The sequence below is a fragment of the Dactylosporangium sp. NPDC000521 genome, assembly GCF_042898305.1.
GTDB lineage: Bacteria > Actinomycetota > Actinomycetes > Mycobacteriales > Micromonosporaceae > Dactylosporangium.
On the sequence record NZ_JBIAYW010000005.1, the window covers coordinates 113,652 to 126,108 of the forward strand.

Consider the following 12,457-nt stretch of genomic DNA (forward strand, 5'->3'; position numbering starts at 1 on the left):
GGACCGTGCTGGCGGCGATCGGCGCTCGTCTCGAACCTGTGAGCCGGATCAGCGTGCGGCTGCCCCGGTCTCTGGCCGAGCCGGCCGTCGCCGCCTGGAACCGCGACGAACCGGGCGGGATCGGCGAGGAGAGCCGCGAAGAGTTCGAACTGCGTGACGATGCCGCCGAACTGGCCTGGATCGGCCTGGCGATCAGCGAGCGCGGCGGGTGGGACGGCGAGGAGGTCGTCGTCGACCTGGATGCCGTCCAGGTCGCGGCGGCGTTGCGAGCCGCGCGGTAGGTCAGGCCGGTCACGTGCCCGATGCGGGCGAGTTCGGTGTCGCGGTCGGGGCCGGGGCGGTGGATCCCTTCCACGTCCTGGTGCGCTGGAAGGCCAGATCGTGCCTGCGCAGGTGCTGCCACCCGCACAGCCTGAACGCGGCAAGCGTCCGGCCCCGGTGCCGGACGGCGCGTCATCCACCACCGGGAACGTGGTCAGGGCGCCAGCCTCCGGTCGTGCCACCGCCGGCGTCCCGCCTGGCACGGTGCCGCGCCTTCCGGCGGACGTGCGGCGGTCGTCATGCCGGAGGCAAGCGAGCGCCCGAAGCGGTGGACGGTCGGCGAGGTGCTGGACGCTGTCGCGGCCGCCGTCGGGTCAGGCGGTCGGCGTGGTGCCCGGGCAATCGGTGGTCGTGCGGCGGCACAACCTGCGGCTGCGGCAGTGGCAGGTCGGCCGCGCCATCGCGGTGCTGCGGGACAAGGCCGGGCTCGCCGGCATCACCGTGCACCCCATCAACCCGCCCAGCTGCCGCAGGAGGACCACCGAACCGGCCCGTCGGACGATGACCTGCCGGCACTGCAACCTCTCCGGGCACCGTGACCCGTTCGCGGCCGCCACCATCGCCACCCGCACCCCCGGGTTTCTGTGGGCGGCGGCACCAGCACCCCAGCGGCGGTGTCGCCGCAGGTGCTCACGCGCCGTCGAGCAGGATCGACACCTCCCCGGTGCCGGACTGTCCCGGCGTGACCCACGCCGAGCCCCGCCACACCGTCACGCCACCACACCACGCGGCGCGACGGTGGGACCGGTGGCAGGAGTCGGTTGGCCGGCTGAGGCCCGCCCCACCCCACCGGTGGGGAGTCGCGAGACCGCATCCATGCGGCGAGGAACCACAACACCACCAAGCCGGTGAACGGTAGTGGTCACAGCGTTAGACGCCTGTCGTGGCGGGGAGCCTTCCGGCGTTGACGGCGGCGACGAGGGCGGCGTGGTCGGCCTCGGTCTGGTCGGCGTAGTCGGCGGCGAAGGCGGCGAAGCCCTCGTCGAACTCGTCGCCGTCGGCGGTGTCGGGGGCGCCGCAGTAGCCGGACAGGGTGCGCGGGTCGATCGACTGGGCGTGGGCGCGGGCGAGGACGACGCCGCAGACGCGGGCGTAGTCGTCGAGCTGGCCGGCGCGCAGCGTCGTCGGGTCGATCGAGCCCTTCATGTCGCGGAACTGGCGCACCAGATACGGCACACCGTCGATGCTCGTCCAGCCGAGCAGCACGTCGCTGACGGTCTGCATCCAGCGCTGGCCGCGCACGACGCGCTCGCCGGCGTGCTGCTCGGGCACGGGCGGCAGATAGGGGGCGAGGGCGGACGCGCGGGCCTGCTTCACCTGCAGCACAAGCGCCTCGTCGTGGTTGCCGTGCAGGAGCACCACATACGAGCGCAGGCCGACGCTGCCGAGCCCGACGATGCGGTGGGCGACGTCGACGACGGCGTAACGGCCGAACAGGGTGCGGATCTCGTCTTCGAGGGTGGCGGCATAGCCCTCCAGGGACTCGATGACGCGGAACGAGTCGGCGGAGTCGAGCGGCACCAGGATCGGCGGGTCCGGGGTGAAGCGCCACGCGTCGTGGTCGAGGCGCTGGGTGAACTTCTGCGCGACGCGGCGGCTGGTGTTCTTCTTCGCCTTCTTGCGGACCCGGTCGAAGACGTCGGCGAGGTCGCCGATGCCGAAGTGCTCCAGCGTCGAGTGGTCGGTGGTCAGGTAGTACGCCTCCAGCAGCGACATGTCGGCGAGCTCGGCGAGGGCCGTGCGGTAGCCGGTCGCGCAGTCGTGGGCGGCGTCGCGGCACTCGTCCTCCGGCAGGCCCGCCTCCCGGCCGGCGCTGACGATGCTGGCCGTGAGGCGCTTCAGGTCCCAGTCCCAGGGTCCGACGACGGTCTCGTCGAAGTCGTTGACGTCCATCACGAGCCGCCGCTCCGGCGAGGCGAAGAAGCCGAAGTTGGCCGCGTGCGCGTCGCCGCAGATGTACCCGTGGAGCCCGGTGTCGGCGCCGCCGGCGAGGTCGGCGGCCATGACGGCGGCGGACCCGCGCAGGAACGCGAACGGGGAGCTGATCATGCGGCCGACACGGATGGGCACCAGCTCGGCGACGCGCTCCGCGTTGGACGCGGCGATCACCGCGACCGGATCACGGCCGGCCGCCGTGCGGAACTCGGTCAACGACTTGGCGGGGGTGCTGGAGCGACGCTGGACACCCTCGGCACGCAGTGCCTTCGGAGCCGCCCATCCGGTGGAGCCGATCATGCCCTTACGGTAACGGCCCCGAGGTGACACGGCGGTGTCAGATTCACGGCTCCAGCAGGTGTTCTTCCAGCGCCGTGAGGTGCGCCTCCGCCAGGCCCATCTCCAGCAGATACCCGCGGACGGAGCCGTGCCGGCCGTGCAGGTCGTGCAGGAACAGCCGCATCGCGTCGGCGGGCGCGGCCAGGTAGCGGTCCGGCATCTTGGCGATCTCGGGGTTGATCCGGCGCAGGTACGCCATGGCGGGGCCGGTCGCGCCGGCGGTGAGCGCGTAGTCCTCGGCGATGTCGTCCTCGGCGACGCCGAGCGCCCCGAGGGTCAGCGCGGCCACGACGCCGGTGCGGTCCTTGCCGGCGGTGCAGTGCACGACCACCGGCGCGTTGTCGGCCTCCGCGATCACGGCGACCGCGGCGACCATCGCGGCGGCGCCGGTGTAGGCGATGTCGAGGTACCGGTTCGCCAGCCAGCGGGCGTCGCTGGGCTCGTCGTGGTCGGGCGCGTCCTCCCACTCGGCGTGCTCCGGGTGCAGGTGGTGGTAGGCGAGGCCGGGGAACTCGGGCACCCGCCCGTCGCGGGCGACCTCCCGCGGGCGGCGCAGGTCGATGACGGTGCGCACCCCGACCGCGGTGAACGACGCGGCGTCGGCCGGGTCGATCCGGCTGAGCGAGTCGGAGCGGAAGAGCCGCCGCCAGCGCACCGTGCGGCCGCCGGTGCCGGTGTAGCCGCCGAGGTCGCGGAAGTTGAACAGGTTGGGGTGGTCGTAGCTGCGCACGCTGCGACCTTATCGGGTGCGCCGGTAGGCTTCCGTTCTGTGGATCCGGCCAGGTCGAAGCGCGCGTCGGTGACCGAGCCGCTGGGCGTGCTGCTGGCCAGCGTGCCGAAGAGCCGCCCGAGCTGGCTGACCGTCGTCAAGACCACCGTCGCGGCGACCACGGCCTGGGTCCTCGCCCGCCAGCTCGGTGACAACGTCGCGGTGCTCTTCGCCCCGATCGTCGCGATCCTGACGCTTCAGGCCAGTGTGTACGGCTCGATCGCCACCGGCCTGCAGCTGCTCTTCGCCAACCTCGTCGGCACGGCCGTCGCGATCGGCTGGGTGAAGATCCTCGGCCTGTCCTGGTGGTCGCTCGCCCTCGCCGCGTTCGGCGCCCTCGCCCTGGCCCGGCGGGTCACCAACACCCCGCTCGCGCGCAACCAGCTCACCATCGCCGTGCTGGCGGTGATCATGCTGGCGCCGGTCGCCAAGGGGTACGGGCAGTGGCGCTTCATCGACGTCGCCATCGGCAGCGTGGTCGGGCTGACCGTCGCCGTGGCCGTGCCGGAGCGGCCGCGCCTGCGGCAGGCCTGCGCGGCCATCGCCACCTGGTCGGCGGGGTGCGTGTCGGTGCTGCGGGACATCGCCGACGAGCTCGACCGCCGCGACGGGTCCCCGGCCCTGGACACCCGGGTGCATCACGACTGGGTCCGGGCGTCGCGGGGGCTGACCGACCTGAGCACCGCCGCCGCGGCCGAGGTCGCCGGGGTCGAGGAGACGGCCCGGCTCAACGTCGCCGCCGTCCGGCTCGGGGAGCGGGTCGTCGCCCTGCACGAGGAGCAGGTGTTCCTGGTCCGGATCAGCCTGCAGATCAGGTCGGTGGCGCTGGCCGCCGACCGGCTCTACGACCGGGCCGGGCAGCCGCCGGCCCTGGACCGGCAGACCTTCACCGCGCTGCTGCGGTCCCTCGCGGCGCTGCTCGAGGACCACCTCGACGGCAGGGAGACCGACGACACGCGGCTGCGGGAGGAGCTGACCGCCGCCGTGGAGCGCGTCCACCGGGTCTTCCCGAGCGCGGTCGCGGTCCTCGACTCCGTCAGCCTGCTCGGCCGGCTCGACCAGCTGCGCCAGGACGTCGGCGGCGAGGACGCCACCGCCCTCGTCGACCCGGACACCTTGCCGCGATCGTGACTCCCCGGGCGGCACCGGGCATGATAGGGCAGGCTTACCTGGGCCTGGCCTCTGGAAAGGTGTCGACGGTGCACAACGGGGACGAGTCACTCGCCACCCTGCTCGGTGGGCGGCGTGCGGCGCTCGACAGCGTCGCCCCGGTCGCCGGGTTCGTGGCGGGCTGGCTCGCCGGGGGCCGGTCGATCGCCCTGGGCGCCGGGGTCGCGGTCCTGGCCGGCGCGGTCGTCGCCGCCTGGCGGCTACGGCAGGGGCGGCCGCCCGCGGCGACCGTCGTCAGCCTGCTGCTGGTCTGCCTGGGTGCGATCGTGGCGCTGCGCACCGGCCGGGCCGAGGACTTCTTCCTGGTCAGGCTCCTGACGAACGCGGCGAGCGCCCTGGCGTGGGCGGGCAGCGTCCTGGTCCGGTGGCCGTTCCTGGGCCTGATCGCCGGCACCGTCCTGGGGCAGAAGACCAGGTGGCGGCGCGACCCGGCGCTGCTGCGGGCGTACCAGGCGGCGAGCTGGGTGTGGGTCTGCCAGTACCTGGTGCGGCTGCTGATCTTCGTGCCCCTGTGGTGGACCGGTCACGTGGTGTGGCTGGCCACCGCGCAGGTGGTGCTGACCTGGCCCCTGGTCGCGGCGTGCCTGGCCGTGAGCTGGTGGGTGTTCCGGCGCAGCCTGCCGCCCGGCCACCCCGGCCTGCGCCATCCCCGGGCGGCACCGACCGGCACCGACGCCGGTGCCACCCGCCAGTGACGCCGGCGCCGCAGGGCTTTCGGCAGGGGCGCTGTCAGGAGCGCTGTCAGGGCGCCTTGAGGGCGATGACGGCCTCGTCGACGGTGTCGGTGAGCGTCAACACACGGTCGAGCGCGGTCAGGTCGAAGATCCGGCGGATGCGGGCGTGCGGGCAGACCACCGCGAATCCCCCCGATTCGGTGTCCCGCAACCGCTTGTGCACCGACACCAGGACCCGCAATGCTGTGGAGTCGATGAACTCCACCTCCGACAGGTCCAGCACGAGCAGCGTCGCTCCCTCGTCCAGGCAGCGGTGGACCCACGTGTGCAACGCGGGTGATGTCGCGACGTCGAGGGCCCCGGTCGGGGTGACCACGACACAGCCGTCGACGGTCGCGGTCGCGAAGGTGTCGGTCATGTCCGCTCCCACGGCCCTGTTCGGTGCGGCAGTCGGTCCCTCAACGGTGATCCCCCTCGATGCGCGGCTCGTGCTCGTCCCCGAAGGGGCGGATCGCGCCCGCAACGCGTTACACCTTGTCGGTGACGCCGGTGCGTGACGCCGATCTCGCCGCGCCGTTGCGGGCTGCGGCCGGCGGCGACGAGACCGGTTTCGCCGTGCTGTGGCGCGCCCTGCAGCCGGCGGTCCTACGGTACCTGCACGCCGTGTGCGGCGACGCGGCGGAGGACGTGGCGTCGGAGACGTGGCTGCAGGTCGTCAGGGACCTGCCGCGCTTCGCGGGGGACCCGACCGCGTTCCGGGTCTGGCTGTTTCGCATCGCCCGGCACCGCGCCATCGACGACGGCCGCCGGGTCTGGCGCCGCCGGGAGGAGAGCCGCGACCAGGTCGAGTCCGGCCGCCCCGCCCCGGACGCCGCCACCGAGGTCATCGAGCACGCCGGCACCGAGTGGGCGCTGCGCCTCATCGGCGAGCTGCCCCAGGACCAGGCCGAGGCGGTCCTGCTCCGCGTCGTGGCCGGCCTCGACGTGGCCGGCACCGCCGAGGTCCTCGGCAAGCGCCCCGGCGCGGTCCGCATCGCCGCCATGCGCGGCCTGCGCCGCCTCGCCGTGCACCCCCAGGTCCGCGACCGCCGCGTCGCCGCAGGCACCACCGGCGCCGGAGCCGACCTGCCCCACGCCCACCTGGAAGGTGCCTGATGCTGGGCTGGTGGCGGCGGCGTGCGCTGTCGAAGGCGGACGCGCAGCGGCTCCTCGATGACATGACCGGCGGATCCGGCGGCCGCGGCGAGACCGGCGGCCGCGGCGGATCCGGCAGCCGCGGCGAGACCGGCGGCCGTGGGGGATCCAGCAGGCGCGGCGAATCCAGCAGACGCGGCGAAACCGGTGGATACGGCGCGATCGGTGGCCGTGGCGAGACCGGCGGGCGCGGTGAACCGGGCCGGACCGGCGACATCGGGGACTCGGCGCTGGCCGGGCTGCTCCGGGCGGCGGCCGGTCCGGCGCGGCCCGGGGAGCTGGCGGGGGAGGACGCGGCGGTGGCCGCGTTCCGGCGGGAGTTCACCGCCGGCGGCGCCGGTGACCCGGTCGCGCCACAGCGGACCGGGCCGGCCCAGCGGCCGGTCCAGCGGCCGGCCAGGCGGCGCGTCGCGGTGCTCGCGGCGGCGCTGACGGCCTGCGTGCTCACCGGGGCCGGGGTCGCTGCCGGCGCCGGCAGGCTGCCCGCGCCGCTGCAGCGGGCCGCGCACGACTGGATCGACCAGGTCCCCGACCACGCGCCGGCCCCCGTGCCCGCGACGCCGTCACGGACCGTGCCGGTCGCGTCGCCGACCACGCCCGTCGCGCAGCACTCCACCGGACCGGCGGCGACCCAGAGCCCGGCGCAGCCGAGCGCCACGGCCGCGAAGGACATGCGGAAGCTCTGCAGCGAGTGGCAGAAGGTCCGCGACAACCCGCACCGCAAGCCGATGGACCCCGAGGATCTGAGGGTGCTGACCGCCGCCGCGGGCGGCGCGGACCGTATCGAGGCGTTCTGCGGCCTGCCGCCGGCGCCGTCGCCGTCCAGTACAAAGTCGAAAAACAGCAAGTCGTCCAAGAACGCGTGACGTGATCGCGTGCCCGGCGTTGAGCACCACAACGACGGACGACCGCGACGGGAATGGACGCCATGGACGGGACCACGGAACAGCTCAGCATGACCGCCGCCGAACTGTCGTTCCTGCTGGCCAGCGGTGGCCAGCCGGGCGAGGCTCCCCGGCTGCTCGGCCTGACCGACGCGGACCGGGCCGACGCAGTCCTCAGCGCCGGGCTCGGGTCACTGCTGCTGCGCCACCTCGCCGCGCCCGTCGACGGACAGAAGCTGGAGATGGCGCCGGCGGTCGCCGCGGTCGCCGCCGGGCTGCACCGGCCGCGCGCGTTCGTGCAGGTCGGGCTGACCGCGGAGGACCAGGCCGACGGGGCGCTGCTGTTCGAGGCGGAGATGACCCGGTTCCTGGTCGCCGCCCGCGCGTACCGCTGCTACGACATCACCCCGATCGGCGCCGACGTCGACGTGCGCGAGCCGCTGCTGGGGATCGCGGACCGGTTCCTGCACCGGCACCGGCCCGCGGTCGCCACGTTCAACACCTCGACCGTGCAGGACGTCGCCCGCGGCAAGGCACCGGCCCGGGCGACCCTCGCGTCGGCGACCGACGGCACGTGGCGCTTCGTCGGCAGCGACGGCACCGACGAGGCCGCCACCGTGGTGGACAGCTTCGACGAGGCCGCCGCCCTCATGCGCGACGAGCTGGCCAAGATGCTGCCGGTGTTCCAGTTGCAGCCCTGACGGACGGCGGCGTCAGTCCCAGCCGTACGAGGAACGCAGCCGCTCGGCGATCCGGTCGAAGCGCTCCCGGTCGAGAATGGCGCCCTCACGGCGGATGCCGTGCTCCTCGACGGTCAGGACCCGGTCGAGGCGGACCCAGCTGGGCCGCTGGTCGCGGTCCCACGATCCGGGCCCGAGGGCGAACCAGTTGCGCTGGCCGTCGCGCTCGCTCTGGCTGGACAGCATCAGCCCGACGAGCTCTGTGCCCTTGCGCCCGACGACGAGGACCGGCCGGTCCTTGCCCTGGCTGGGGTCGTCCTCGTACTGCACCCACGTCCACACGACCTCGCCCGGGTCGGCGGCGCCGTCGAGCTGCGGGGCGTACTGCAGCAGCTTGTCGCTGACGTGCTTCGGCGGCGGGCCCGGCTTGTGCAGCGTGGCCCGGCCGGCGGGCACAGCGGCGGTCGGCGTGGGCGCCGGTTGCGTGGGCACCGGCTGCGCGGGGGCGGACGGGCGGGCGCCGAGCCGGGTGGCCAGGTCGCGAAGAAGTCGTTTCACGCGGACGACCATAGTCCCGATCATCTGGACGGCGCTTGCCAGCGCACTGGACACTGTGGTCCATGTACGACTTCGATGTCCTCGTGCTCGGTTCCGGCCCCGGCGGGCAGAAGGCGGCCATCGCGGCCGCGAAGCTCGACCGGCGGGTCGCCGTCGTCGAGCGGCGCCACATGATCGGCGGTGTCTGCATCAACACGGGCACCATCCCGAGCAAGACCCTGCGCGAGGCGGTGCTCTACCTGACCGGCCTGAGCCAGCGGGAGATGTACGGGCAGAGCTACCGCGTCAAGGACGACATCACCGTCGGTGACCTGGGCGCGCGCACGCAGCACGTGATCGGCCGGGAGATCGAGGTCATCCGCAGCCAGCTGGCCCGCAACCGGGTGAAGCTGCTGCAGGGCACCGGCGTCTTCGTCGACCCGCACACGCTGTCGATCTCCGACGAGCACGGTCACTCGTCGCTGGTGTCCGCCGAGAAGATCATTCTCGCCGCGGGCACCCGGCCGGCCCGCCCCGACAGCGTCGAGTTCGACGACACCACGATCATCGACTCCGACGGCATCCTCAACATCGACAAGATCCCCGCGTCGATGGTCGTCGTCGGCGCCGGCGTCATCGGCATCGAGTACGCGTCCATGTTCGCCGCCCTCGGCACCAAGGTCACCGTGGTCGAGCGGCGCGACCGGATGCTCGACTTCTGCGACCTGGAGATCGTCGAGGCGCTCAAGTACCACCTGCGGGACCTGTCGGTGTCGTTCCGCTTCCGCGAGTCCGTCGCCGCGGTCGAGCGGCACGGCCGCACCGCCGTCGCGGTCCTCGCCAGCGGCAAGCGGATCGCGGCGGACGCCGTCATGTACTCCGCCGGCCGGCAGGGCGCCGCCGACCAGATCGGCCTCGAGAAGGCGGGCCTGGAGGCCGACAAGCGCGGCCGGATCACCGTCGACGAGCACTTCCGCACCGAGGTGCCGCACATCTACGCCGTCGGCGACATCATCGGCTTCCCGGCCCTCGCCTCGACCTCGATGGAGCAGGGCCGTCTCGCCGCCCACCACGCGTGCGACGAGCCGGTGCGCGGCATGCAGCTGCTCCAGCCGATCGGCATCTACACGATCCCCGAGATCAGCTTCGTCGGGCGCACCGAGGACGACCTCACCGACAACAACATCCCGTTCGAGGTCGGCATCTCCCGGTACCGTGAGCTCGCCCGCGGGCAGATCATCGGCGACTCGTACGGGATGCTGAAGCTCATCGTCTCGCCGGAGGACCGCAGCATCCTCGGCGTGCACGTCTTCGGCACCGGGGCCACCGAGCTCGTCCACATCGGCCAGACCGTCATGGGCTGCGGGGGCACCGTCGACTACCTCGTCGACGCCGTCTTCAACTACCCGACCCTCGCCGAGTCGTACAAGGTGGCGGCCCTCGACGCGATGAACAAGATGCGCTCGGTGTCGCGCCTGACGGCCTGAGAATGTGACGGGGACCACACCACAGAACTCCAACCTCGGCCGCGACCGATGAAGTTCTCAGGAGGCAGGGCAACGACACGGGGGAAGGCACGGATGCTGCGACACGTGAGGCCGGTGCTGGTGGCCGCGCTGCTGGCTGCCCTGGCGGGCTGCACCGGCGACAAGCCGGCCGAGGATCCGTTCGCGGCGTTCGTCGCCGGGTGGCAGCGGGCCGACTTCACCGGCGTCGAGCTGCGCACGCCGGCCGGGCAGCCCCTCGCGGCCGGGGCGGCGAAGGAGCTGCTGGCCGGCACCGAGGGCGACCTCGCGGCGCGCCGCCCCGCGCTGACGAGGAGCGGCGCGGCGACGGTGCGCAGGAACGACGCCACGACCACGCTCGGCGTCGACTGGACGCTGCCCGACGGCCGCCACTGGACGTACGAGACGACCGTCGACGCCCGCAGGATCGACGGCCGGTGGGCGGTCTACCTCGGCCCGGCCGTCGTGCACCCCGACCTGCCCGACGGCCGGCGGCTGACGCTGCGCTCCACCCCGGCGAACCGCGGGGTCGTCCTCGCCGCCGACGGCACGCCGATCGTGTCGGAGATCCCCGTCGTGCATCTCGGGATCGAGCCGCGGCGGGTCCGCGACGTCAACGCCCTCGTCCAGCGGCTCGACCTGGTGTTTCGGTCCGTGCGGGTCGACGTCGACACCTCGGCGCTGCCGGGGCGGATCGCGGCCGCGAAGCCCGACGCGTTCGTCGACCTCGTCACGCTGCGCCAGACCGACTACGCGGAGATCGAACGGGACCTCGCCGCCACCGACGGGATCGCCACGCGGGCCGGCACCCTGTCCCTGCCGCTGACCCGCACGTTCGGGCGGGCGCTCCTGGGCACCTCCGGACCGGCGACCAAGGAGCTGATCGACGCCGGCGGCGGCGCGCTGAAGGCCGGCGACATCACGGGACTCACGGGGCTGCAGCGTCGGTACGACACGGCACTGCGCGGCACGCCCCGGGTCGAGATCGTGGCGGCGGACCCGCAGGGCGCGAAGGCGGCCGACAAGGTCCTGTACACCGCGTCCGCCGTCGACGGTGCCCGGGTCCGCACGACGATCGAGGTGAAGACGCAGCAGGCGGCGGAGGCCGCCCTCGCGGCCACCACGAAGCGCTCGGCGCTGGTCGCGGTCCGGGTCGCCGACGGCGCGGTGCTCGCCGCCGCCAACGGCCCCGACGCCGCCGGCTACAACCTCGCGTTCCAGGCCGAGGTGCCCAGCCCGCCGCTCGGCGTCGACGGCGCCGCGGCCGGGTTCGGCGCCGCGTGGAAGCTCGGCGCCGACATGTTCACCGGCAAGGCCACCGCGGACGGGGTCGTCGGGTCACCGCTCGTCTACGCGGGTGCCGCCGCGGCGGCCTCCCGGGGCCAGTGGCGCCAGCCGGTCCTGCTCACGGAGCCGTCGCCCGGCCCACCCGCCGCCGACGGCCCACCGGTCACGGGCGCGCTGACCGTCCCGGGCCTGTCGGTCGGGGTCCGCGCCGGCGTCGCGTACTGCGTCTACGTCGAGGGCGCCGGCCAGGACGTCACGGGTCCGATCGCCGAGGCATTCCTGAAGACCCTGAGCACCTGACGGCCTCCGGTCCCGGGCACGCTGAATGCCCGGGGCCGTGTCGGTCGCGGTGCGCGGCGGTGTCGCGTATGCGTCTTTTGTCGAGGGCGCGGGTCAGGACGTCGCGTGGCTGGTCGCGGGGGTGTTTCTGAAGGCTCTGAGTGCCTGCGGGCTCGCCGGTCTCGGGCGCGCTGACTGCCCGGGGCCGTGTCGGTCGGGGTGTGCGGTGGTGTCGTGTACTGCGTCTTTGTCGAGGGCGCGGGTCAGGACGCCGCGTGGCCGATCGCCGAGGCCTTCATGAAGACTCTGAGCGCCTGAGCGCGCTGACGGTTCTGGGCCCTGTCGGTCGGGGTGTGCAGTGATGTCGAGTAGTGCGTCTTTGTCGCGAGCGTGGGTCAGGACGCCGCGTGGCCGGTCGCCGAGGCCTCCCTGAAGACCCTGAGCGACTGAGACCGTGGCAGGCAGCGTGTTCCGGCATGCCGTCCGGTTGACGTGGTGCTCGATGCGGCGACGATCCGGTCCGCCGGTTCGCCGGGCGGGTCGTGCCGTGGGCGCTGCCGGCGGACGCGGTGCCGCTGTGCGCCACCTCTATCGCCGGCGCGGGCCTCGGCGACGGGGCAGGTCTCGGTGCCCTTCACGGTCTGGTCGGCGCCGGGCTGCTCGCCGAGGTGCCGACCGGCGTGCTTGCCGACCGGTTCGCCAACTGGGGCGCTCGTCGCCGCGGGAGTGCCGCAGGCGTCGCGTTCGCGGTGTGGAGGGTGGCGCCGGGACGCTTGCCGAGGTGCCGGCCGGCGTGCTTGCCGACCGGTTCGCCAACTGGGGCGCTCGTCGCCGCGGGAGTGCCGCAGGCGTCGCGTTCGCGGTGTGGAGGGTGGCGCCGGGA

Annotated in this window: 12 protein-coding genes; 8 read left to right on the forward strand and 4 right to left on the reverse strand. The window is 73.7% G+C overall.

Annotated elements, in window-relative coordinates:
* Positions 1 to 5: 5 nt before the first annotated feature.
* Positions 6 to 281 carry a hypothetical protein gene (locus tag ACFY3L_RS18510; protein ID WP_389324878.1) on the forward strand — a complete coding sequence of 92 codons (276 nt, stop codon included), beginning with the start codon at positions 6 to 8 and terminating at the stop codon, positions 279 to 281.
* Positions 282 to 1,191: 910 nt separating this feature from the next.
* On the opposite strand, the gene ACFY3L_RS18515 is transcribed toward ACFY3L_RS18510, so the two are convergent.
* Positions 1,192 to 2,556, reverse strand: coding sequence for a DUF2252 domain-containing protein (locus ACFY3L_RS18515; RefSeq protein ID WP_389324881.1), 1,365 nt, complete (start codon positions 2,554 to 2,556; stop codon positions 1,192 to 1,194).
* A gap of 43 nt (positions 2,557 to 2,599) precedes the next feature.
* Positions 2,600 to 3,325, reverse strand: a complete 726-nt coding sequence (locus ACFY3L_RS18520; protein WP_389324885.1) for a tyrosine-protein phosphatase — start codon at positions 3,323 to 3,325, stop codon at positions 2,600 to 2,602.
* A gap of 39 nt (positions 3,326 to 3,364) precedes the next feature.
* Here ACFY3L_RS18520 and ACFY3L_RS18525 point away from each other — a divergent pair, with 39 nt between their 5' ends.
* Both ACFY3L_RS18525 and ACFY3L_RS18530 read left to right on the forward strand, forming a co-directional pair.
* The gene (locus tag ACFY3L_RS18525) at positions 3,365 to 4,495 is read left to right on the forward strand and encodes an aromatic acid exporter family protein (RefSeq protein WP_389324888.1); all 1,131 of its coding nucleotides are present in this window, start codon (positions 3,365 to 3,367) and stop codon (positions 4,493 to 4,495) included.
* Between the two features lie 20 nt (positions 4,496 to 4,515).
* The gene (locus tag ACFY3L_RS18530; protein ID WP_389324891.1) at positions 4,516 to 5,229 is read left to right on the forward strand and encodes a DUF3159 domain-containing protein; all 714 of its coding nucleotides are present in this window, start codon (positions 4,516 to 4,518) and stop codon (positions 5,227 to 5,229) included.
* A 46-nt stretch (positions 5,230 to 5,275) separates the two neighbouring features.
* Here ACFY3L_RS18530 and ACFY3L_RS18535 read toward each other — a convergent pair whose 3' ends face one another.
* A complete protein-coding gene (locus tag ACFY3L_RS18535; protein WP_389324894.1) occupies positions 5,276 to 5,626 on the reverse strand; it encodes an STAS domain-containing protein in 351 nt (116 codons plus the stop codon).
* Between the two features lie 131 nt (positions 5,627 to 5,757).
* Between ACFY3L_RS18535 and ACFY3L_RS18540 the strand changes: the two genes are divergently transcribed.
* The 3 genes from ACFY3L_RS18540 (at position 5,758) to ACFY3L_RS18550 (ending at position 7,987) form a co-directional block, all read left to right on the forward strand.
* Positions 5,758 to 6,363, forward strand: coding sequence for an RNA polymerase sigma factor (locus tag ACFY3L_RS18540; protein WP_389324897.1), 606 nt, complete (start codon positions 5,758 to 5,760; stop codon positions 6,361 to 6,363).
* Positions 6,363 to 7,268: a hypothetical protein gene (locus ACFY3L_RS18545; RefSeq protein ID WP_389324900.1), complete on the forward strand. Its 906-nt coding sequence runs from the start codon at positions 6,363 to 6,365 to the stop codon at positions 7,266 to 7,268. Before ACFY3L_RS18540 ends, ACFY3L_RS18545 begins: the two co-directional genes overlap by 1 nt.
* A 62-nt stretch (positions 7,269 to 7,330) precedes the next feature.
* Positions 7,331 to 7,987, forward strand: a complete 657-nt coding sequence (locus ACFY3L_RS18550) for a hypothetical protein (RefSeq protein WP_389324903.1) — start codon at positions 7,331 to 7,333, stop codon at positions 7,985 to 7,987.
* Positions 7,988 to 7,999: 12 nt separating this feature from the next.
* Here ACFY3L_RS18550 and ACFY3L_RS18555 read toward each other — a convergent pair whose 3' ends face one another.
* A complete protein-coding gene (locus tag ACFY3L_RS18555; protein ID WP_389324906.1) occupies positions 8,000 to 8,524 on the reverse strand; it encodes a type II toxin-antitoxin system PemK/MazF family toxin in 525 nt (174 codons plus the stop codon).
* Between the two features lie 62 nt (positions 8,525 to 8,586).
* Here ACFY3L_RS18555 and sthA point away from each other — a divergent pair, with 62 nt between their 5' ends.
* Positions 8,587 to 9,990: a Si-specific NAD(P)(+) transhydrogenase gene (gene sthA / locus ACFY3L_RS18560; protein WP_389324909.1), complete on the forward strand. Its 1,404-nt coding sequence runs from the start codon at positions 8,587 to 8,589 to the stop codon at positions 9,988 to 9,990.
* 105 nt (positions 9,991 to 10,095) lie between these two features.
* Positions 10,096 to 11,595: an NTF2-like N-terminal transpeptidase domain-containing protein gene (locus tag ACFY3L_RS18565; protein WP_389324912.1), complete on the forward strand. Its 1,500-nt coding sequence runs from the start codon at positions 10,096 to 10,098 to the stop codon at positions 11,593 to 11,595.
* Positions 11,596 to 12,457 lie beyond the last annotated feature (862 nt).